Consider the following 21,539-nt stretch of genomic DNA (forward strand, 5'->3'; position numbering starts at 1 on the left):
GCGGGCGGTGCCGGGCACCGGTGTGCCGCCCGACGTTCGATGGCCCCCGCCCGTGAGAGAACCCCACAGATCCAAGGAGAGTCGCATGGAGGGCAACCTTCCGGTCATCGTCGCGGTGGACGGATCCGTCGACAGCGAGCGGGCGCTGCGCTGGGGCAGGGAGGCGGCGCGACTGCAGGCGGCGCCGCTGCACGTGGTGCACGTATGGCCGTACGCCACGGCCGAGCGGGCCGCCGCCGGGGAGGCGGGCGGTGACCCCGTCCTGGCGCGGCTGCGCGACGAATGGGAGGGGGCGGAGGGAGAGCCCGGCCCGGTGTTCCGCAGCATCGGCGGACTGCCCGACAGCACGCTGCCCGCCCTGGGGGCCGAGGCCCGGATGCTGGTCCTCGGCTCGCGCGGGCGCGGCGGCTTCGCCAGCCTGCTGCTCGGCTCGAACGGCCTCGCCGCCGCCGGTCAGGCGGCCTGCACGGTCGTCATCGTGCCCCGCCCCGACCGCGGCGGCGGACGCCGCGCCGACGGCGAACGGCTCGGGCTCGGCGGGCCGCAGATCACCCTCGGCGTGGACGCGGAGGAGGGCCAGCCCGGCGCCATCGGCTTCGCGTTCGCCGAGGCGAGCCGCCGCGGCGCCCGCCTGAAGGTGATCTCCGGCTACACCTGGCCGCTCCTGATGCCGCCCGCCTTCGAGTACCTCGCCGCCTACGAGGCCACCCAGCAGGAGTACGAGGACGCGCTCGCCGGTCAGCTGACGAAGGTGCTCGACCCCTACCGCAGGCACCACCCGGAGACCGAGGTGGAGGTGGAGCTGCGCGGCGCCGACGCGGCGGGGCTGCTGGTGGACGCCTCACTGGAGAGCGACCTGGTGGTCGTCGCCCGGCACCGCCGCCGGTTGCCGCTCGGACGGCGGCTCGGCTCGGTGGCGCACGCGGTGCTGCTGCACGCCCTCTGCCCGATCGCCGTCGTACCCGGCCAGGCCACGGCCGCCACGGGGGAGCCGGGGGCGGACACCCGCGCGTAACGGGGGGACCGGCGGCGGTCAGGCCGAGGGGCGGCGTTCCGGGCGGCGCATCAGGAACACCGCCGCCGATCCGGCGAGGACGAGGGCGCAGACGGAGAGCACGGTGCTCATCCAGGAGGCGCCCAGCCACTGCCCGCCGAAGTAGCCGAGGCTGACGCTGTACCCGGCCCAGGCCAGGCCCGCCAGCGCGGACCACGGCAGGAACTCGCGGACCGTACGGTGGGCCACTCCGGCGCCCAGGCTGACCACCGAGCGTCCGGCGGGCGCGAAGCGCGCCAGGACGACGATGGCGCCGCCGCCCCGGGCCAGGGCGGTGCCGAGGCGTTGCTGGGCGGCGGTCAGACGGCGGGAGCGGCCGATCGCGCGGTCGAAGCGGTCGCCGCCGCGCCAGGCGAGCCGATAGGCGACCATGTCGCCGAAGACCGACGCGGTCGCGGCGCACAGCACCAGCGCGCACAGCTCCGGCAGAGGGGTGCCACCGTCCACGGTGGCGCCGACGGCGCCCGCGGCGGTACGGGTGCCCGCCGCCGTGGTGGCCGCGGCGATCACCAGGACGCCGCTGGGCAGGAACGGTACGAAGACGTCGAGGACGATCGAGAGGCTGACCAGGGCGTACACCCAGGGGGTGCCGCTGACAGGCCCCAGGCTTTCCAACAACGTGCCACTCCCGGTCCGGACCCCGCCGCGACGTCGCATGGGGCGGCAGGGGCGGCTCTACAGCCATACAGCGTACGCCTGGGGTGCGGCGGCTTTTGTCCCAGGGGGACAGATGTTGTTCGTTTCACGTTCACCTGGGGGGTTCGGCCCCCTGTGCCCGGACGGCGAACGTGCGACGCGTATCTCGTGGTCAGCGGCGTTATCGGGGCGGTGGTGCCGGTAGGCGAAAGCCCGCCTCCCGGAGGGCTCCGGAAGGCGGGCAGGGGGCGAGGGGGCCGGGCGGACCGCCGGACCTCAGTTGCCCGACGGGATCAGCAGCCGTCGAGGATCTTCTTCAGCGCGGCCTTCTCGGCCGAGTCCGCCGTCAGCTCGTACACGTGCTTCACCCAGACCCACATCCGCGCGTACTCGCAGTGGTACGAGGTCTTCGGCGGCAGCCACTTCGCCGGGTCCTTGTCGCCCTTGGACTGGTTCACGTTGTCGGTGACGGCGAGGAGCTGGGAGTGGGTCAGGTCGTTGGCGAATTCCTGGCGGTGCGCGGTCGTCCACTGGGAGGCGCCCGACTTCCACGCCTCGGAGAGCGGTACGACGTGGTCGATGTCCACGTCCGACGCCTGCGTCCACGTGGCGCCGTCGTACGGGGAGACCCAGGTTCCGCTCACCGCGGCGCAGTTGGAGTCCGTCTTGACGTCGGTGCCGTCGCGCTTGAGCACCACCTCGCGGGTGTTGCAGGCGCCCTCCTGGGTGATCCAGTGCGGGAACTTGTCGCGGCTGTAGCCGTCGCTCGAACCCTCGGGCTGCTCCTTGATCTCGGAGAGGTACGTCCGGGCGGTGGCCGCGCTCGGCGGGCTCGGCGGCGCCGCCTCGGCGGTCTGGCCGCTCAGGGCCACGGTGCAGACGAGTGCGAGGGCCGAACCCGCGGCGACCGTGAGGCGACGCGCGTAGACCTTTGGCATCGGAACTCCCTTGGCGTGGGGGGAAGGGGAAGCGGGGCGGGCCCATGGTGGCCGTGTGGGGTGGCCGGTACATGGGCGCCAGGTAACAGAGTGACGACATGCTCACGTCAATTCAAGGGCTTGACGCCGCGCCATGTTCGTGTCGTGGCACGGGGGTTGGGACGCTCCCGCGCACGCGCCCCCTCGGCGCGAGCGCGGGCCACCGCCGGTCAACGGGGCGCCGCCCGCTCGCCGCCGCATCGGCCGGGGCGGGAGGACACTGCCGCGACTGCCGGGATTCCCCGTGCGGATGTTCGCCGCGTCGCCGGGAACCGGCCCGGACCCGGAACGTGGGGTGGGTCACGCCGCCCGGGGCGCCCGTGGGGCCGCGGCCCGGAGGTCTCCGGCGCGTTCCGGCAGGCGCGGTACGACAGTTCACGCCGGTGGCGGTGCGGACTCCGGAGGCGACGCGGTCCCGGCGCCGTGCGCGCGCGGACGGACCGACCCCGTACCCTTGTCCGGAGCAGAAGGGGAGTAGCTCTTCGCCGGACCGTCGACATACTGCCCGCCCTCGCGGTGGGCCGGCGCCCGGAGGCTCGCGACCGTCGGGGAAGCATCGGCGTACGCGGGCCAGCGAGACCTTCGGCCGCAGTGTCCTGACGCTGCCGTGCCGAAGCGACCCCGGATACGGTCCCCTCGGTGCGGCCCGACCGAACGAGGTATCCCACCCCGTGTTCAGCCTTACCGTCGCCGCCGTCGTCTTCGGCGTCATCTTCCTCGCCGAGCTGCCCGACAAGACCGCGCTGGCCGGTCTCATGCTCGGCACCCGCTACCGCGCCTCGTACGTCTTCGTCGGCGTCGCCGCGGCGTTCCTCGTCCACGTGGCCCTGGCCATCGCGGCGGGCAGCGTGCTGACGCTGCTGCCGCACCGCCTCGTCCAGGGCGTGGTCGGCGTGCTCTTCCTGGCGGGCGCCGCGGTGCTGCTCTTCAAGAAGGACGACGACGAGGAAGAGGTGAAGAAGCCCGCCGACCAGAGCTTCTGGAAGGTCTCCGGGGCGGGCTTCATGATGATCCTGGTCGCGGAGTTCGGCGACCTCACGCAGATCATGACCGCGAACCTCGCGGCGCGCTACAACGACCCGGTCTCCGTCGGCGTCGGCGCCGTCCTGGGCCTGTGGGCCGTCGCGGGCCTGGGCATCCTGGGCGGACGCACGCTGATGAAGCACGTCCCGCTGAAGCTGATCACCAAGGTGGCGGCGGCCGTGATGCTGCTGCTGGCCGGATTCAGCCTCTACGAGGCGATCGCCGGCTGAGCCCCCACCGGGTGGCGGCCGGGAACGGCGCCACCCGGTGCGGCAGGTCCTACGCTTCGGCCGCGTCCCCGGCGGGCAGGTGCAGCGCGAACCCGCCGTCCGGCAGCGCCTCGATGCGGATGCCGGTCAGGTCGGTGACGTGCACTGTCGGTGCGAAGGCCGCGGCCCGGTCACCCACGCCGACGACCCGCATCCCGGCCGCCCGGCCCGCCTCGATGCCCGCCTCGGAGTCCTCGAAGACCACGCACTCCTCGGGCGCGAAGCCCAGCTCCGCGGCACCTTTCAGGAACCCTTCCGGATCGGGCTTGCTGGCACCCACGCTCTCCGCGGTGATCCGCACGGCGGGCATGGGCAGCCCGGCGGCGCCCATCCGGGCGTCGGCGAGGGCGCGGTCCGCGGAGGTCACCAGGGCGTGCGGCAGTCCGGCGAGCGCGGCCATGAAGGCGGGCGCGCCGGGGACCGGCACCACACCGTCGGTGTCGGCGGTCTCCTGCGCCAGCATCCGCCGGTTGTCGGCGAGGTTCTCCGCCATCGGGCGGTCCGGGAGGAGGGCGGCCATGGTGGCCCAGCCCTGACGGCCGTGCACCACCCGCAGGACGTCCGCCGCGGCCAGCCCCCGCTCGTCGGCCCAGCGGAGCCAGCAGCGCTCGACCACGGCCTCGGAGTTGACGAGGGTGCTGTCCATGTCCAGCAGCGCGGCGCGGGTGGTGAGCGTGGTGGTGGCCGTCATCGGCGGGCTCCTGGGCGCTACGGGGAGTGCGGAGGGCGCCGTCAGGCGGGGCCGCTGCGCGCCCGGTGCCGCGGGGAGGTCAAGCGGCTCCGCCCGCCGGTCGGGGAGTGCGGGCGGAACCACTTTGTTCCTACACGATACAAAGCGCGGCGGGGTGCGGACAACCGGCCCCCGCCGAACGTGCGCGGGCCCGCGCGCAAGCGCCGGGTGCACACCCTGGCACGCGCCGCCCGTAGGCCCGATCCGGAAGCGCCGTGGCGGCGGCCCCGCGCCCGCCGTGCCGGGTCCGTGCGTGCGCCGGGGGCTCCCGCTCGCCGCCCGCGCGCCCCTGAGTTCCCGGGCCGGGGTGTGCCTGATGTCACGGCGCCGGGGGCGCTCCGGGGCGGGTTTGTGCGTGGGGGCGTGGGGGCGTGGGGGCGTGGGGGCGTGGGGGCGTGGGGGTGTTGCGGGGCAGGCCCGGGCGCGCCCGCGTCCTTCTACGGCCCGTACGTGTGGGACTCCAGGGAGGCGCGGGTGGCGGGTCCGTAGACGCCGCGGGGGTCGCTCGGGACGCCGTACCGCGCCTGATAGCGGGCCACCGCGTCCCGGAGTCCCGCGCCGTAACGGCCGTCGACGGGGGCGGTGTAGAGCCCCAACTCGCGGAGCCGGAGCTGGAGTTCGGTCACCCGGCGGCCGGTGGTGCCCTCGCCGAGCGGGACCGGGGCGGGCGGGGTGGCGGTGCCGTGGGCCGGTGGGCGGGGGTGCCAGGCACCGGGGGCGGAGACGGCCGCGTCCGAGGCCGGGCCGGGGGAGGCGGCGCGGGCCGTGGAGCGCGACGGCGGCAGCACGTCCGCCGGGGCGCGGTCGTCGCCGGGTGCAGTGTCCTCGGCGGTCGGCACGGCCGTGTCGTCGGAGGGTGGTGCGGCCCGGTCGCGCCGGTCGGCGAACGGTTCGCCGCCGAGCAGCCCGGCGGTCACGGCCACCGCGGTACCGGCCATGGCCAGGACGGCCGGTACGGCGCGTTTGCCCGGGCGCGCGCCGGGGGGCGCGGGCGCCTCGGCTCCGGGCTCCGGGCACCGCACCGTCCGCGAGGTCGGCCCCGCGAGCCCCGGCCGGGCCCGGCGTACCGCCCCCGCGCGCGCCACCGGGCGGACGCCCCGCAGCCCGCGCAGGTCCGGCAGGGCAGCGAGAGGCGGCCGGGCGTCACCGGGTGGGACGGTCCCGGCGGCGGGCGCCGCGGGGGGCTCGGAGGGGGGCCGCCACCCGGGGTCGCCTGGTGGGGGCGGTGGGGCGACGGGCGGGAACACCGGGGTGGGCGGCGGTTCCTCGGGGTCGGGCAGCGTCACGTAAGGCCGTAAGCGCAGCGGTTCGAAGTCGTCCGTGGCGGACACGGCGCACAGGCACGCCGGCCGGCCACCGCCGCTCTCCGGCGCCAGGCAGTACGGGCACCTCGCAGACGTCACAGCGGTACCTCCCGCGGTGCCCGGAACTCCCGACGTGTGCGCGGTGGCCCCGGAGCGGCCCGCTGTCCCCGCCTCCGGGCGTACGGCGGAGCCGCGCGGACCTGCCCCGGCCCGCGGTGGCATCGCGGACGTTCGGCCGCTGCGATTATCCAGGCCCGCCCCGGCGCGCGCAGGTACTCCGGCACATCCAGGGGCCGTACGAGGGAAGGCGCCCGGGTGGCCGTGCGGGGCGCCCGGCCACCCGGACAGGCGGGCCCGGCGCGCGATGCCCGTAAGGGGTGCGCGGGGGCGCACCGTCCGGACGCCGCGCCGCGTGCCCTCTCCCGGTGGGACACCGCATCGGCGGCGCTCCCGCGCTCGGCGGGCCAGATCTGGACATAACCACCAGGATGGAGGGTGCAGGCCGCCCGCCACGGACGGCCACCCGGGCGACCGGGTCCGCGTACCGGGCCCTCTGACAGAGCCCTCTGACAGAGCCCTCTGACAGAGCCCGCTGACAGGGCAAGGCGCACCGAGTGCCGGGAGGACGAGGAGGCCGCGAGAAACAGGAGGCCGGACGGCCGGAATCCGGGAGGAGCCGGAGCTTCGGGAGGAGCCGGAGCTTCGGGAAGGCCGGAACGGTGGGAACGGCGGGAACGTCGGGTACGGCTGGACCCCGCTCGGACGCCGGAACTCGGGCCGACCGGGAAGGCCGGGAAACCGGTCCCGGGGCCCGGGCCGTCCAGGCACATCACGAGCCGGAAGCCCGGAAGCCCGGAAGCCCGGAAGCCCGGAAGCCCGGAGGCCCGGCCTCGGCCGCCAGGCCACCCGGCGACGGCGGCCAGGCCACCCGGCGACGGCATCCGGGCCCCGGAGATCACCCATCCGGAACCCGCGAAGCCCGGGAGAGGGGAAGACGCTCATGGCGCAGGACACACGGGCAGCGGCGGGGCCCGTCGAGGCCGGGGACCGGCGGACGGTTCTCGTCGCGATCGGCGCGCTGCTGCTCGGCATGCTGATCGCCGCACTCGACCAGACCATCGTCGCCACCGCGCTGCCCACGATCGTCAGTGACCTCGGCGGTCTCGACCACCTCTCGTGGGTGGTCACCGCCTACCTCCTGGCGTCGACGGCGGCGACCCCGCTGTGGGGGAAGCTCGGTGACCAGTACGGCCGCAAGAAGCTCTTCCAGACCGCCATCGTGATCTTCCTGATCGGCTCGGTGCTCTGCGGATTCGCCCGGAACATGCCGGAGCTGATCGCTTTCCGGGCGCTCCAGGGCCTGGGCGGCGGCGGGCTGATCGTGCTGTCCATGGCGATCGTCGGGGACCTCGTACCGCCTCGGGAACGCGGGAGGTACCAGGGGCTCTTCGGAGCGGTGTTCGGCGCCACCAGCGTGCTCGGGCCGCTGCTCGGCGGGGTGTTCGTGGACCACCTCAGCTGGCGCTGGGTCTTCTACGTCAACGTGCCGATCGGCGTGATCGCCCTGGCCGTCATCGCCACCGTGCTGCACATCCCGGTCCGCCGTACCCCGCACCGCATCGACTATCAGGGAACCTTCCTGATCGCTGCGGTCGCCGCCTGCTTCGTGCTGATGACCTCACTCGGCGGCGTCACCTACCGCTGGAGCTCCTGGCAGATCATCGGGCTCGCCGTCCTCGGGCTCGTCCTGCTGGCCGCGTTCGTCGCCGTGGAGCGGCGGGCCGCCGAACCGGTGCTGCCGCTGCGCCTGTTCCGCCTGCGGACCTTCACGCTGACCGCCGTCATCGGCTTCGTCATCGGCTTCGCGATGTTCGGCTCGATGACGTATCTGCCCACGTTCCTGCAGGTTGTCCAGGGCGTCACGCCCACCATGTCGGGTGTGCACATGCTGCCGATGGTCCTCGGCATGCTGCTGTCGTCGACCGCGTCCGGGCAGATCGTCAGCCGCACCGGGCACTACAAGTTCTTCCCCCTGGCCGGGACCGCCGTGACCGCCATCGGCCTGCTCCTGCTGCACCAACTCGGCCCGGCCAGCGGCGTCGCGGTGATGAGCCTGTACTTCTTCGTCTTCGGCTTCGGGCTCGGCCTGGTCATGCAGGTGCTGGTACTCATCGTGCAGAACGCCGTCGACTACCGGGACCTGGGCGTCGCCACCTCCGGCGCGACCTTCTTCCGCTCCATCGGCGCGTCCTTCGGCGTCTCCCTCTTCGGCACGATCTTCGCGGGCAGGCTCGGCCCCCGTATCGCCGGTGCCGTCGCGGGCCACCCGCTGCCGCCGGGCATCTCCCCGTCCACCATCGCCCAGGACCCACGGGTCGCCGGACAGCTGCCGCCCGCAGTGCGCGCCGATGTGCTGAACGCCTACTCCGTCTCGATCACCGCTGTTTTCCTCTACGCGGTGCCCGTCGTCCTCGTCGCGTTCGTTCTGGCGTGGTTCCTGAAGGAAGAGCCGCTGCGCTCCAGCGTGACGGCGCCGGACACCACCGAGGTGCTGTCGTCCAACCCCGTCGAACGGTCCTCGTACGAGGAGTGCGCCCGGGCGCTGTCCCGCCTCGGCAGCCTGGAGGGCCGCAAACGGGTCTACGAGAAGATCACCGAGCGGGCCGGGCTCGATCTGAAACCGGCGGCCAGTTGGATGCTGCTGCGTATCCAGCACCACGGCTCGGTGGAACCGGCCCTCCTCGCCGACCGCACCACCGTGCCGCTCGGCGTGATCTCCGAGGCCACCCGGCAGGTCGAAGAGCGCGGTCTCGCCGTACGAGAGGGCCTCGACCTGCGGCTCACCGACTTCGGGCGGGGGGTCGCGGAGCGGCTGGCGGAGGCGCGGCAGGAATCGCTGGCGCGGATGCTCGGCGACTGGTGGACGAAGGACCGGCCGACCGACCTGACGGAGCTGGTGCGCGAGCTGACCTCGGAACTCTGCGGTTCGGACGCCGAGGAACCGCACAACGGCGACGCCCGGCGCGCCCTGCCCCGTACGGGCTCGGCGCCGCGCCCGCCGGATCTGGCGAAGTGAGGGGGCCGGAATCGGGACGGGAGGGGGCGTTCCTTGGGGAGGTCGGAAGGTCCGGCCCTGGGGGAGGCCCGTCCCGGCCCCGGAGGAGCCCAGGCGGGTCCGGGCCCAAGGGAGGCCCCAAGCCGGTCCGGCCTCAGGGGGAGGCCCAAGCCGGCCCGGGGCCCCAGGGGGAGGCCCCGGCCCGGCCCGGCCCCGGGGCGCCCGCACCGGGTGGGCGCCCCGGATCGGTACGGTGTCAGCCCTGCTTCGGACCGGCCTGCTGGACGACCTCGAAGGACCAGAGGGTGGAGCCGGACGCCGCAGGCTTCGGCCGCTCGCCGCCGCCCTCGCCGCCACCCTGGTGCGCGGCCTTCATCGGCCCCTCCATCCACGCCTGGAAGGACGCCTCGTCGCGCCAGCGGGTGTAGACGAGGTACTGGTCGGTGCCCTCGACGGGGCGCAGCAGCTCGAACCACTCGAAGCCGTCGGACGAGTCGACGGTCCCGGCGCGGGCGGAGAACCGCTGCTCCAGGACCTCACGCTGCTCGGCGGGGACGGTGAGTGCGTTGATCTTCACGATGCTCATGCCGCCATCGTGCCCCATCCCGGCGGACGGTCCCGGGGCAGGTCCCCCGACCGGGCGCCGCCGCCGGGGCCGGTCGGGGCGGGCGCCGGGGCCGGTCGGGGCGGGCGCGTGGGGCCGGGCGTGGGCCCGGCAGATGGGGAGGCGTCCGGCGCGGGCCGGGCGCGGGCCCGGTAGGCGGCCCCGGACGCGCAGGAGCCCGGTGCCGTAACGCACCGGGCTTCCGCATGTTTCCGTACCGCTTCCGTACCGCTTCCGTACCGCTTCCGCTTCCGACCGCTTCCGAGGCTTCCCCGCTTCCGACCGCTTCCGGCCGCTCGGCGGTCAGGCGGCCGCGGCGGCCTCCTGGTGGGCGGTGTGGGTGACCTCACGGGCCTCCGCCTCGGTCTCGACCGCGGGGGGCGAGCCGGGCAGCGGCTGGCGGGCGCTCTCCGATATCCGCCAGACCGCGATACCGCCGATGACGGCCGCCGCCATCATGTAGTAGGCGGGCATCATGCGGTTGCCCGTCACGCCGATCAGCGCCGTGACGACCAGCGGGGTGGTGCCGCCGAACAGCGACACGGAGATGTTGAAGCCGATGGACAGCGAGCCGTAGCGCACCTTCGTCGGGAAGAGCGCGGGCAGCGTCGACGGCATCGTGGAGGTGAAGCAGACCAGCAGCAGACCCAGCGCGCCCATACCGAGGGCGATGGCGAGCAGCGAACCCTGCCGGATCAGCAGCAGCGCGGGCACCGAAAGAAGCAGGAACCCTGCACATCCCGCGGCCATCACCGGGCGGCGGCCGAAGCGGTCGCTGAGCCGCCCCGCGAACGGCTGGACGCACATCATCACGACCATCACCGCGAGGACGACCAGCAGCCCGTGCGTCTCGTCGTACTTCAGCTCCGAGGTCAGATAGCTCGGCATGTACGACAGCAGCATGTAGTCGGTGACGTTGAAGACCAGGACCAGGCCGACGCAGAGCAGCATCGAGCGCCACTGCCCGAAGATCATCTCGCGGACGCCGACGCGCTTCTCCGTCTCGCGGCGCTCCTTCTCCTTCGTCCGCGCCTCCTGCTCCAGCTGCGCGAACGCCGGGGTCTCCTCCAGCCGCATCCGCAGGTAGAGGCCGATGATGCCCATCGGGCCCGCGATCAGGAACGGGATCCGCCAGCCCCAGGACAGCAGGTCCTCGGTGGAGAGCAGCGCGGTCATCAAGGTGACCAGACCGGCGCCGCCGACGTAGCCCGCCAGGGTGCCGAACTCCAGCCAGCTGCCGAGGAAGCCGCGCTTCTTGTCGGGCGCGTACTCGGCGATGAAGGTGGACGCGCCGCCGTACTCACCGCCGGTGGAGAAGCCCTGCACCAGGCGGGCCACGAGCAGCAGGATGGGGGCGCCGACGCCGATCGAGGCGTACGACGGGATCAGGCCGATGCAGAAGGTGCCCGCCGCCATCATGATCATGGTGACAGCGAGGACCTTCTGGCGGCCGATGCGGTCACCGAGCGGACCGAAGACCATGCCGCCGATCGGCCGGACCAGGAACGCCGCGGCGAACGCGCCGAACGTCGACAGCAGCTGCGCCGTCGGGTTCCCGGACGGGAAGAAGACCTTGCCGAGGGTGACCGCTATGTAGCTGTAAACGCCGAAGTCGAACCACTCCATGGCGTTGCCGAGCGCCGCGGCGGAGACCGCGCGCTTGACCATCGCCGGTTCGACGACCGTCACCTCGCCGACAGGTCCTCTGGAGGACGTTCCCCCGGTGCGCTTTTCCGAGTCGGATGCGGCGGCCTTCTGGTTGCCGCCCTTGCCACGGGGCCCCGGTGCGATGGGGGACTGCGTCGGCACGTGTTCGCTCGCCTGCGCTCTCTGGGTCGACTACAAGAAAAGCTCCGTCACGGGGTGACGGGCGAAAGTCGACCATAGGGGCAGACCCCGCCATCACGGACGGTGCGCGGATGACCGCGCAATTAGTCGCCTACCCGTTCCATGCAGGGCAAACGCGGCTTCGGAGGGGTTCCCGCGGTGAGTCGGGGTGTGAGCCATATCGCGACGAGAGCCTGCAACTGCACGCCGGGGTGACGCGGCCCACACCCCGCGCGCGGCCCCCTCGCACGCGCCCCTCCCGCACGCCTTCCCGCCCGGCGCGCACGAGGCTGTCGTACGGCCCGCACGGGCCCGGCGGCCCCTACGTACGCCACGTACCGGGCCCGTGCACACGACCGGCGCGGCAGCCCGCATGGGGCCACCGCGCCGAGGGATCGTCGCGTCACTCAAGGATCCGCCCGGTCCGCCCGGGCCGCCACCCGGAGGCGGCCGCTCACTCCAGCCACGCCTCGTACGACAGCACCGCACCGGCCTCGACCCGCGTACCGGGGATGTCCTCGGTGGTGGTCGTCTCGCTGCCCAGGAGGCGGCCGGTCGCCGGGTCGAGGATCAGCATCTGGCGGATGCCCTCCATGGCACCCTCCCGCCCGGCGCAGACGTACGCCTGGCCGCGGCGGCCCAGCCGGTCGGTGACCCGGCCCACCGGGCGCAGATCACCGGCGGTGGCGAGCAGCCGCACCACGGCGGCGCTCTCCCGGGGCCCCGGCGTCCATTCCTGACGGAACGCGGACAGCGCCTGGAGCAGCTGCGGCGTCCCGCCGTCGGCCTCGCCGTACAGCGCGCCCAGCAGCCGCCGCAGCGCCTCCGGGTCGTCCGGCGGCGGGGTCCGCGACGCCAGGCCGCCGCGCTGCGCCTCGGCGCCCGCCGGATACACCGCCCGGTGCAGCACCTTGCCGTCCTCGACGGTGCCGCGGCGGTCGTCGCCGGTGGGGTGGATCACCGGGCGCCCCGGGTGGCGCGGATCGGTCGCCACCACCAGCGCGGCGCCGCTGCCGTCGGTGTTCCAACGGGTCAGCCGCTCCTCGGGCACGGTCACCGGCGGCGCATCCGCGGTGCCGGTGCGGAGGTCCAGGTACCAGCTCTGCAGATGGCTGCCCCGGTGCGGCCCGGCCCCGGGGCCCGCCGCGGCGGCGTACGCCCCGGCGCGCCGCGCCAGCTCGGCCAGCGGCACGGACGGGCCGCCGGAACGCACCTGGAGGGCGGCCGGGACGGCGGCGGCCGGGGCGGCGCCGGGCCCGGAGAGGGTGTAGGCGAGCACCGCGAAGAGGGCCAGCGCCGCCGCCTCGGCACGGAGCACCAGACGGCGGCCGATCTTCTTGCGGCGGCTGCGGTACAGCAGCTGGTTCAGCTCCCGTTCGGCCCGGTGGCCGAGGGGCCGCTCCCGCCACGGCCCGGTGTGCGCCGACACGGGATCGGCCGTGCGCAGCAGCTCCAGTTCGTCATCCATCGCACTCATCGCACTCATCGCACTCGCCTCCTGCTCGCGCGGACACCGGCGTCCGCATCCGGTCGATCTGGGTACGGAGCCGGGCCCGCGCCCGGTGGAGCCGCATCGCCGCCGCGCTCCGGCCGCAGCCGAGGGTGACGGCGAGTTCGTCGACGGTCAGCTCCTCCCACGCCGTCAGCCGCAGCACCTCCTGGTCGGCGGGGGAGAGCCGGGCGAGCGCGTCGTGCACCCAGGAGCCGGGCCGCTCCGCGTCCGGGCTCTCCACCGTCCCCCCGCGGTGCGCGATCTCGTGGTTGCCCAGACGGTGCAGGAGACGGCGGTAACGGCCCTTGCCGCGCACCGTGTTGGCCAGGCAGTTGCGGGCCACCCCGTACAGCCAGGGCAGCGGTGCGTCGGGGAGGTCCGCGCGGCGCCGCCAGGCGGTGGAGAAGACCTCCGCGACTATTTCCTCGACCTCGTCCGCCTGCCCGTCCAGCCGCCGCGCCACGAAACGGCTGACCGCCCAGTAGTGGGCGCGGTAGGCAGCGGCGAAGGCATCGTCCGTGCTCATGATCGGTTGGTGTCCGGCACACCCCGGATCGTCACACCCCGCCGCGGTGATCCATCCCACGGCCCCCGGCGGCGCGCAACGGTGACACGGGGCGGGCCGCCGGACACCTACCGGGCATGAGAACTCCCGTGAAGTGGCTGACGACCACGGACCACAAGGCGATCGGCACGCTGTATCTCGTCACCGCGTTCGCGTTCTTCTGCATCGGCGGGGTGATGGCGCTGCTGATGCGTGCCGAACTGGCCCGGCCCGGCCATCAGATCCTGTCGAACGAGCAGTTCAACCAGGCGTTCACGATGCACGGCACGATCATGCTGCTGATGTTCGCGACGCCGCTGTTCGCCGGATTCGCCAACTGGATCATGCCGTTGCAGATCGGCGCGCCGGATGTCGCCTTCCCGCGACTGAACATGCTCGCGTACTGGCTCTATCTCTTCGGGTCCCTGATAGCTGTCGGCGGGTTCCTCACGCCGCAAGGGGCGGCCGATTTCGGTTGGTTCGCGTACACCCCGCTGTCCGGTGCGGTCCGGTCGCCCGGTATCGGCGGCGATATGTGGATCATGGGGCTGGCGCTCTCCGGGTTCGGCACGATCCTCGGCGCCGTCAACTTCATCACCACGATCATCTGCATGCGCGCCCCCGGCATGACGATGTTCCGCATGCCGATCTTCACCTGGAACGTGCTGCTCACCGGCGTACTGGTCCTCCTCGCCTTTCCGGTGCTCGCCGCCGCGCTGTTCGCCCTGGAGGCAGACCGGAAATTCGGGGCGCACATCTTCGACGCGGCGAACGGCGGGGCGCTGCTGTGGCAGCACCTCTTCTGGTTCTTCGGGCATCCGGAGGTGTACATCATCGCGCTGCCGTTCTTCGGCATCATCTCCGAAGTCATTCCCGTGTTCTCCCGCAAGCCGATGTTCGGTTACGTCGGCTTGATCGCCGCGACGATTTCCATCGCCGGTCTTTCGGTGACGGTCTGGGCGCACCACATGTATGCCACCGGCGGCGTACTCCTACCGTTCTTCTCCTTCATGACCTTCCTCATCGCGGTGCCGACCGGTGTGAAGTTCTTCAACTGGATCGGCACGATGTGGAAGGGCTCGCTCTCCTTCGAGACCCCGATGCTCTGGGCGATCGGCTTCCTCATCACCTTCGTCTTCGGCGGTCTGACCGGCGTCCTCCTCGCCTCACCACCGATCGACCTCCACGTCACCGACTCGTATTTCGTGGTCGCCCACTTCCACTACGTCATCTTCGGCACGGTCGTCTTCGCGATGTTCTCCGGATTCCACTTCTGGTGGCCGAAATTCACCGGAAAAATGCTGGACGAACGCCTCGGGAAAATCACCTTCTGGACGCTGTTCGTGGGCTTCCACGGCACGTTCCTCGTCCAGCACTGGCTGGGCGCGGAAGGCATGCTCCGCCGTATCCCGGACTATCTGGCGGCCGACGGCTTCACCACACTGAACACCATCTCGACGATTTTCTCGTTCCTGCTCGGCCTGTCGGTCCTGCCGTTCTTCTACAACGTCTGGAAGACCGCGAAATACGGGGAGAAGGTCGAGATGGATGATCCGTGGGGCTACGGCCGCTCCCTGGAATGGGCGACCTCCTGCCCGCCGCCGCGCCACAATTTCCGCACGCTGCCGCGTATCCGCTCCGAATCCCCGGCGTTCGATCTCCATCATCCGGAGATCGCCGCCGAGGGCGACGCACCACGGAACGGGGAGCGGGCGGCGCTCGTGCCCGAACAGAGCGGCCGGATATGAGCGGGGCGACCGGTGGGATGCGGATCGACGAGGCGATCAACGAGATCGAGGGCTTCCTGCTGTGGGAGGCGGAGAAGCGCCGGGCGCGGGGCCGGGCCGAGGCGTTCTGCGCCGGGCTGCCCTGGCTCACCGAAAGCCAGCGCGCGGAGGTCGAACGCCGCTACTGCCACGACCAGGCGGAGCTGTCCCGCGACTGCCTGGAGCGGATCGCGGCACGCGCCACCGCACTGCGCGCCGAGTACGCGGGCGTCCACCGGGCGCTGCGGCGACGCCTGTTGACCGGGTACGCGACGGGCACGGTCGTGGTGGCGGCGGCTGTGGGCTTCGTCCTGGGCGGTCGGTGAGGCGGCGGCCCCGGGGCGATCTGTGCGGCGCCGGACCGACAGCGGTGGCCGGTTCCGTGGCGCCTGCCCGGTGGGGGGCCCGCCGGCCGGGGGGCCCGCCCGCCGGCGGCTGGACCGGCGCGGCGCGTGGGCCGGCCGGGGCGCGGGCGGTGCGTGGGTCGGCCGGGGCGCGGGCGGTGCGTGGGCGGTGCGGTGGGTCAGCTGCCTACGGTGATCCGGGATGCCGGGTCGGTGGTGTCGCTGACGGTGTAGGTGGCGTTGAAGTTCGAGCTGGTCGCGGTCGTCGGGCAGCCGAAGCCGCCCTCGACCTTCACCGGCACCGCCGCATCGGTGAACTTCAGGGTGGACGGCGCGCCGTTGGTCCAGGTGCCGTTGACGGTCGCCGCCGCTGTCGGCGCGGCGGTCACCGTACAGCTGGCCAGACCGCTGGTCTTCAGCACGAACCCGCCCGACGGCATGGTGAGCCCGGCGGTCGACGGGGCGCCGTTCTGCAGGGCCACGGTCCAGTTGCCGGTCGTGGTGACGGCGGCGCTGACGCCCGGCATGCTCGTGGTGCAGGAGCTGTACGTGGGCGCGGAGACGCCGTTGCTCACCGGCCCGGAGGCGTTGGCGTTGCCGGGTGCGGCGGGGACCGAACCGGTGGCGTCGGATGCGGTGCAGGTCACCGTCACCGAACCGGCGGAGAACGTCGCGGAGCCGGACAGCTTCGCGCCGAAGGCGTGCCCGGCGGGCGTGACGGTGGTGGACGCGGCGGCGGGCCGCGCCGTGGGGGCGGGCTCGGCGGTCGCCGGTCCGGTCACGGCCAGCGTCAGCCCGAGGGCCGCCGCGATACCGGCCGACGCGGTGAGCACGGTGCGGGAGAGGTGCTGGGTCATCGCTGAACTCCTTCGTACGGGGGGCCCGGGGGGCCGGGCCCTATGGGCGGAGCCCCGTCTCCGCTCGGGGGCGTCCCGGTCTCCACCGGCTGCCACGCGAAGACCATTGCGCCGCCGAGGATGCCGAGGACGGTGCCGAGCAGGAAGCCGCCGAGGTTGGACATGACCAGCGCGGCCATCGCGCCGAGGACGGTCAGGATGCCGGCGAGGGTCCGGTGCTGCGGGGTGAACCACGCCGACAGGCCCATCAGGATCATCACCAGCCCCATCAGCACCGACGGGACACCGGCGATGCCCTGCTGGAGCATGATCTTCAGCGGGGCCAGCGGCAGGGCGCAGATCTCCGCCCCGGCCAGCACCGCCGCCAGCCCGCCCCAGAAGGGACGGCCCCGGCGCCAGCGCCGCCAGCGGGCCCGCGCTCCGGCGGCGCCCATCTCAGAAGCATTCCTTCGCGCCCTTGGACACCTTCATGCTGAGCCCGGAGAGCCGGAACGTGCCGGCGTTGGTGGACCAGGCGGTCTGGCGCAGATGGTTGATGGTGATGTCGTCGGCCTGCTGCGCGAAGAGGTCCTGAAGGCCCTTGGCGTCGGCCGGGCCCTTGGTGAGCGTCGAGGCGTCCCGGCCGATCTCGATGCGGTGGAAGGACGCGTCCCCGGAGAGCTGGGTGGCGTCAACGAACAGGTCGGTTGCCTGTACGGGCTTGCCGGCGCCCGCGGTCAGGTTGAGCGAGATGTCGCCGAGGACCGGCAGATGGGTGACGACGGACTGGCACAGGTGGTGCAGTTCGGCGGTCTTGATGGCGGTGACGGCGACCGGCAGCAGATCGCCCCTGGCGTTGGTGTCCACGCTGCCGTACTGGGCGAATCCGTCGCCGGTGAGGCGGTCCGCGGACACCTTGAACTGCTGTCCCGAGACGGCGAACGAGGCCGCGAGCGCCCCGTTGGCGAGGGCGATGCCCAGGGCGGCGGTGCCGGCGACGGCGGGGACGGTCAGCACGGCGAACCGCCGCCAGCTGATGCGTCCCGTGACGTGTCTACCGTGTGCGTCCTTCACGACGTGTCCCCTTCGATGAGTGCGGTGGGTCGCGCTGTCGAACGTGTGGGGGCGTGCCAGGTGCGGGTGCGCGGCGTACCGTCCGGGCGCCGCGGCCGTCGGGCGGCGTGGGGCGCGGGCGGGCACGGTGGCCGTGCGGCGGTACGGGGAGCGTGACGACAGGGCCTACGGACGGCGCGCTGCCGGTGGTGCTGAACTGCCCGTGGTGCTGAACTGCCCGTGGCGCTGAACTACCGGTGTTACCACGGGTGTTACCGGCGAGTTGAATGTAATTCCGCCGCTGTCTGCTGGCAAGGACACGCGTGCGATGGTTTTCGGCCGACTGCGCGGGCCGGTGGCGTCCAGCCCCCGGCGCTCCGACGGCACACGAAGGCCCGCCGCCCCGGGTGCGCGCGCAGGCCCGCCGCCCCGTAGGCGACGGGCCCGTCCCGCACGGTGAACGTGTCGGCACTGCGTCGGCACTGCGTCGGCGCCGCTTCGGCTACGCGTACCGCACCCGCATCTCCTTCACCCCGTTGAGCCACGACGAGCGCAGCCGCCGGGGCGTGCCGGTGAGGGCGATGTCCGGCAGGGCGTCGGCGATGGCCTGGAAGATCAGGTTGATCTCCAGGACGGCGAGGGACTTGCCGAGGCAGAAGTGCGGTCCGCCGCCGCCGAATCCGAGGTGCGGATTGGGGTCGCGGGTGATGTCGAAGACCTCGGGGCGGTCGAAGACGTCCGGGTCGTTGTTGGCGGAGGCGTAGAAGATGCCGACCCGCTGGCCCTCACGGATGTGCGCGCCGCCCAGGGTGGTGTCCTGTGCGGCGGTGCGCTGGAAGGAGACCACCGGCGTGGCCCAGCGCACGATCTCCTCGGCGGCGGTGGCGGGCCGCTCCCGCTTGTACCGCTCCCACTGCTCGGGGTGGGTGAGGAAGGCGTGCATGCCGTGGGTGATGGCGTTGCGGGTCGTCTCGTTTCCCGCGACCGCCAGCAGCAGCACGAAGAACCCGAACTCGTCGGAGCCGAGGTTGCCGTCGCCCTCCGCGGCGACCAGCTTGCTGACGATGTCCTTGGCCGGGCACGCCTTGCGGTCGGCGGCGAGGTTCATCGCGTACGAGATCAGCTCCATCGCGGCGGTGGTGCCGACCTCCTCGGTGATGGCGAGTTCCGGGTCGTCGTAGGCGATCATCTTGTTCGACCAGTCGAAGATGCGGGCCCGGTCCGCCTGGGGGATGCCGATCAGCTCCGCGATGGCCTGGAGCGGCAGTTCGCAGGCGATGTCGGTGACGAAGTCGCCGGTGCCGGAGCGGCGCGCGCCCTCGACGATCTTCCCGGCGCGCTCCCGCAGCGCGTCCTCCAGCGCCCGCACCGCGCGCGGGGTGAAGCCGCGCTGCACGATCTGCCGGACCCGGGTGTGCTCGGGCGGGTCCATGTTCAGCATGATCAGCTTCTGGACGTCGATCTGGTCGCGGGTCATGGACTCGTGGAAGCGGATGATCGACGTGTTGCGGTGCGCGGAGAAGATGTCCGGTTTGGTGGACACCTCCTTGACGTCCTCGTGGCGGGTCACCACCCAGTAGCCGTCGTCGCCGAATCCGGCGATGTTGTGCGGCTGGGCGCACCACCACACCGGCGCGGTGCGCCGCAGCCGGGCGAATTCGGGGAGCGGGACGCGGGACTGGTAGACGTCGGGGTCGGTGAAGTCGAAACCCTCGGGCAGCGCGGGGCATGGCATCGGCGGCTCCTGATCCGGTCCGGCGCGGCCCGGCGGCCGGCCGTGACGGGCCGGGTGACGCCGGCGCCACCACTGGTTCTGACAAGTCATCAGATGTCGCGGCGAAGGTAGTAACGAGTTCTAGAAGTGGCAAGGGGTGCGGCTCATCCCCCCGTCGGCAAGGGTGCCCCGGCGGCCAATTCCGGGGCGCGCGACGCGGACCCGGCGGCTGCATGCCCCTTGCGCCCCCGGGGTACGGCTCATGAGACTGACCGCAGAACTAGAACGCGTACTAGTACCCCGGCAGGCGACGTTTGCGGGGTGAAGGGTGCCTGTCGGGGCACTGGTTCTTCTTCCGTGGGTGCCGGGACGCCCCGCGGACGCGAGGAGAGGACGAGTCAGTCATGGCCGCGGAACCCGTCATCGTCGAAGCCGTACGCACCCCCATCGGCAAGCGCCAGGGCGCGCTCGCCAACCTCCACCCCGCCTACCTCCTGGGCGAGACGTACCGCGAACTCCTCGGCCGTACGGGCATCCAGCCCGACTGCGTCGAGCAGATCGTCGGGGGCACCGTCACCCACGCCGGCGAACAGTCGATGAACCCGGCCCGCAACGCCTGGCTCACCATGGGCCTGCCGTACGAGACCGCCGCCACCACCGTCGACTGCCAGTGCGGCTCCTCGCAGCAGGCCAACCACATGGTCGCCAACATGATCGCGTCCGGCGTCATCGACATCGGCATCGGCTGCGGCGTCGAAGCGATGTCCCGGGTGCCGCTCGGCAGCGGCTCCAAGCACGGCCCCGGCAAGCCCTGGCCCGACGAGTGGCACGTCGACCTGCCCAACCAGTTCGAGGCCGCCGAACGCATCGCCCGCCGCCGCGGCCTGACCCGCGAACGCGTCGACGCGCTCGGCCTCCTCTCCCAGCAGCGCGCCCAGGCCGCCTGGGCCGAGGAACGCTTCAAGCGGGAGACCTTCGCCGTACAGGTCCCCACCACCGAGGAGGAACAGGCCGCCGGACAGGGCATGTGGCGCCTGGTCGACCGCGACGAGGGGCTGCGCGACACCACCATGGCGGCGCTCGGCGGCCTCAAGCCCGTCATGCCGCAGGCCGTCCACACCGCCGGGAACTCCTCCCAGATCTCCGACGGCGCCGCCGCCGTCCTGTGGGCCTCCAAGCGCATGGCCCGCGCCCTCAAACTCAAGCCCCGCGCCCGCATCGTGGCGCAGGCGCTGGTCGGCTCCGATCCGCACTTCCACCTCGACGGACCCGTCGACGCGACCCGCGCCGTCCTCGGCAAGGCCGGAATGACCCTCAAGGACATCGATCTCGTCGAGATCAACGAGGCGTTCGCCTCCGTCGTCCTGTCCTGGGCGCAGGTCTTCGACCAGGACCTGGAGAAGGTCAACGTCAACGGCGGCGCCATCGCGCTGGGCCACCCCGTCGGCGCCACCGGCGCCCGCCTGATCACCACGGCCCTGCACGAACTGGAGCGCCGGGACAAGGAGTTCGCGCTGATCACGATGTGCGCGGGCGGGGCGCTGGCGACGGGGACGATCATTCAGCGGTTGTGAGGGGGCGGGGCCCGCTTGACCTTCACACCGTGTGAAGGTCTTGCCTGGGCCCCGGAGGTGGTCGCGATGACCCTGTCGGACGAGGACACACCCACGGCGCGTGCGCTCCGGGCGCTGGCGCACGGCGACGCGTCGGTACGGCTGCGCGCGGCGCTCGCGGTCGGTACGGACCCGGCGCCGCCGTGCGTCGCACCGCTCATCGAACGGTGCGCGGTCGAGCCGGAGTTCTCCGTACGGGAGATGCTGACGTGGGCGCTCACCCGGCACCCGTCGTCGGCGACGCTCCCCGGGCTCCTCGGTGAACTCCGCTCGGAGTGCGCGCAGGCCCGCAGCCAGGCGCTGCACACGCTGTCCAAGATCGGGGACCGGCGGGCGTGGCCGGCGCTCACCCGGTCCCTGCTGACCGACGCCGACGACGAGGTGGCGCGCAGCGCCTGGCGCGCGGCGGTCGTCCTCGTACCGGACGGTGAGGAAAAGGCACTGGCCGGAGCGCTGGCGATGCAGCTCGGGCGCGGCGGGCGGGAGACGCAGCGCAGCCTCAGCCGGGCGTTGATCGCGCTCGGCGCGGCGAGCACGCCGGTCCTGCACACCGCGACGACCGACCGCGAACCCCACGTACGGCGGCATGCGCTCGCCACGGAGCAGCTGCGGCGCGACCCGGACGCCGGTTTCGATTGCGCGGTCGAGGAGGCGAAGCGCATCGTGGCTCTCGGCACGGACGGCCGGGAGGAGTGACA

At 72.9% G+C, this 21,539-nt stretch carries 19 protein-coding genes; 7 read left to right on the forward strand and 12 right to left on the reverse strand.

What is annotated here, in order from left to right:
• Positions 1–85 precede the first annotated feature (85 nt).
• A complete protein-coding gene (locus ACFWWQ_RS04280; protein WP_384589811.1) occupies positions 86–1,015 on the forward strand; it encodes a universal stress protein in 930 nt (309 codons plus the stop codon).
• A gap of 18 nt (positions 1,016–1,033) precedes the next feature.
• On the opposite strand, the gene ACFWWQ_RS04285 is transcribed toward ACFWWQ_RS04280, so the two are convergent.
• Together ACFWWQ_RS04285 and ACFWWQ_RS04290 are read right to left on the reverse strand one after the other, a co-directional pair.
• Positions 1,034–1,672 carry a DedA family protein gene (locus ACFWWQ_RS04285; protein WP_384589814.1) on the reverse strand — a complete coding sequence of 213 codons (639 nt, stop codon included), beginning with the start codon at positions 1,670–1,672 and terminating at the stop codon, positions 1,034–1,036.
• A 311-nt stretch (positions 1,673–1,983) separates the two neighbouring features.
• Positions 1,984–2,628, reverse strand: a complete 645-nt coding sequence (locus ACFWWQ_RS04290) for an HNH endonuclease family protein (RefSeq protein WP_384589817.1) — start codon at positions 2,626–2,628, stop codon at positions 1,984–1,986.
• A 710-nt stretch (positions 2,629–3,338) separates the two neighbouring features.
• Between ACFWWQ_RS04290 and ACFWWQ_RS04295 the strand changes: the two genes are divergently transcribed.
• Positions 3,339–3,920 carry a TMEM165/GDT1 family protein gene (locus ACFWWQ_RS04295; RefSeq protein ID WP_384589820.1) on the forward strand — a complete coding sequence of 194 codons (582 nt, stop codon included), beginning with the start codon at positions 3,339–3,341 and terminating at the stop codon, positions 3,918–3,920.
• Positions 3,921–3,969: 49 nt separating this feature from the next.
• On the opposite strand, the gene ACFWWQ_RS04300 is transcribed toward ACFWWQ_RS04295, so the two are convergent.
• Together ACFWWQ_RS04300 and ACFWWQ_RS04305 are read right to left on the reverse strand one after the other, a co-directional pair.
• Positions 3,970–4,650 carry an HAD-IA family hydrolase gene (locus ACFWWQ_RS04300; protein WP_384589823.1) on the reverse strand — a complete coding sequence of 227 codons (681 nt, stop codon included), beginning with the start codon at positions 4,648–4,650 and terminating at the stop codon, positions 3,970–3,972.
• A gap of 476 nt (positions 4,651–5,126) precedes the next feature.
• The gene (locus ACFWWQ_RS04305; protein ID WP_384589826.1) at positions 5,127–6,020 is read right to left on the reverse strand and encodes a peptidoglycan-binding protein; all 894 of its coding nucleotides are present in this window, start codon (positions 6,018–6,020) and stop codon (positions 5,127–5,129) included.
• Between the two features lie 973 nt (positions 6,021–6,993).
• Here ACFWWQ_RS04305 and ACFWWQ_RS04310 point away from each other — a divergent pair.
• Positions 6,994–9,069: a DHA2 family efflux MFS transporter permease subunit gene (locus ACFWWQ_RS04310; protein WP_384589830.1), complete on the forward strand. Its 2,076-nt coding sequence runs from the start codon at positions 6,994–6,996 to the stop codon at positions 9,067–9,069.
• A 235-nt stretch (positions 9,070–9,304) separates the two neighbouring features.
• Here the strand turns inward: ACFWWQ_RS04310 and ACFWWQ_RS04315 are convergent, their stop codons facing one another.
• The 4 genes from ACFWWQ_RS04315 to ACFWWQ_RS04330 all read right to left on the reverse strand — a co-directional run bounded on the left by ACFWWQ_RS04315 (position 9,305) and on the right by ACFWWQ_RS04330 (position 13,497).
• Positions 9,305–9,634, reverse strand: coding sequence for an antibiotic biosynthesis monooxygenase family protein (locus tag ACFWWQ_RS04315; protein ID WP_384589833.1), 330 nt, complete (start codon positions 9,632–9,634; stop codon positions 9,305–9,307).
• Between the two features lie 321 nt (positions 9,635–9,955).
• Positions 9,956–11,341 (reverse strand): glycine betaine/L-proline transporter ProP, encoded by a 1,386-nt coding sequence (gene proP, locus ACFWWQ_RS04320; RefSeq protein WP_384589836.1) that lies wholly within the window; start codon positions 11,339–11,341, stop codon positions 9,956–9,958.
• Positions 11,342–11,933: 592 nt separating this feature from the next.
• Complete coding sequence (locus ACFWWQ_RS04325) at positions 11,934–12,965, reverse strand: CU044_5270 family protein (protein ID WP_384589839.1); 1,032 nt, start codon at positions 12,963–12,965, stop codon at positions 11,934–11,936.
• On the reverse strand, positions 12,940–13,497 hold the full coding sequence (locus tag ACFWWQ_RS04330; RefSeq protein WP_384589842.1) for an RNA polymerase sigma factor: 558 nt from the start codon (positions 13,495–13,497) through the stop codon (positions 12,940–12,942). Before ACFWWQ_RS04330 ends, ACFWWQ_RS04325 begins: the two co-directional genes overlap by 26 nt.
• A gap of 116 nt (positions 13,498–13,613) precedes the next feature.
• On the opposite strand from ACFWWQ_RS04330, the gene ctaD reads away from it, so the two are divergent.
• Complete coding sequence (ctaD, locus tag ACFWWQ_RS04335; protein WP_384589845.1) at positions 13,614–15,263, forward strand: cytochrome c oxidase subunit I; 1,650 nt, start codon at positions 13,614–13,616, stop codon at positions 15,261–15,263.
• The gene (locus ACFWWQ_RS04340; RefSeq protein WP_384589848.1) at positions 15,260–15,607 is read left to right on the forward strand and encodes a hypothetical protein; all 348 of its coding nucleotides are present in this window, start codon (positions 15,260–15,262) and stop codon (positions 15,605–15,607) included. The genes ctaD and ACFWWQ_RS04340 overlap by 4 nt, the downstream gene beginning before the upstream one ends.
• 197 nt (positions 15,608–15,804) lie before the next feature.
• Here the strand turns inward: ACFWWQ_RS04340 and ACFWWQ_RS04345 are convergent, their stop codons facing one another.
• The 4 genes from ACFWWQ_RS04345 to ACFWWQ_RS04360 all read right to left on the reverse strand — a co-directional run bounded on the left by ACFWWQ_RS04345 (position 15,805) and on the right by ACFWWQ_RS04360 (position 19,249).
• Complete coding sequence (locus ACFWWQ_RS04345) at positions 15,805–16,482, reverse strand: hypothetical protein (RefSeq protein ID WP_384589851.1); 678 nt, start codon at positions 16,480–16,482, stop codon at positions 15,805–15,807.
• Positions 16,479–16,916 carry a DUF6114 domain-containing protein gene (locus ACFWWQ_RS04350; protein ID WP_384589854.1) on the reverse strand — a complete coding sequence of 146 codons (438 nt, stop codon included), beginning with the start codon at positions 16,914–16,916 and terminating at the stop codon, positions 16,479–16,481. The genes ACFWWQ_RS04345 and ACFWWQ_RS04350 overlap by 4 nt, the downstream gene beginning before the upstream one ends.
• Before the next feature lies 1 nt (position 16,917).
• Positions 16,918–17,535, reverse strand: a complete 618-nt coding sequence (locus ACFWWQ_RS04355; RefSeq protein WP_384589857.1) for a DUF6230 family protein — start codon at positions 17,533–17,535, stop codon at positions 16,918–16,920.
• Positions 17,536–18,016: 481 nt separating this feature from the next.
• Positions 18,017–19,249, reverse strand: a complete 1,233-nt coding sequence (locus ACFWWQ_RS04360; RefSeq protein WP_384589860.1) for a cytochrome P450 — start codon at positions 19,247–19,249, stop codon at positions 18,017–18,019.
• A gap of 383 nt (positions 19,250–19,632) precedes the next feature.
• On the opposite strand from ACFWWQ_RS04360, the gene ACFWWQ_RS04365 reads away from it, so the two are divergent.
• Positions 19,633–20,802 carry a steroid 3-ketoacyl-CoA thiolase gene (locus ACFWWQ_RS04365; protein WP_143941842.1) on the forward strand — a complete coding sequence of 390 codons (1,170 nt, stop codon included), beginning with the start codon at positions 19,633–19,635 and terminating at the stop codon, positions 20,800–20,802.
• Positions 20,803–20,868: 66 nt separating this feature from the next.
• Complete coding sequence (locus ACFWWQ_RS04370; protein ID WP_384589864.1) at positions 20,869–21,537, forward strand: HEAT repeat domain-containing protein; 669 nt, start codon at positions 20,869–20,871, stop codon at positions 21,535–21,537.
• The last annotated feature ends 2 nt before the right edge of the window (positions 21,538–21,539 follow it).

This window comes from Streptomyces sp. NPDC059080 (genome assembly GCF_042739975.1).
Lineage (GTDB): Bacteria > Actinomycetota > Actinomycetes > Streptomycetales > Streptomycetaceae > Streptomyces > Streptomyces benahoarensis.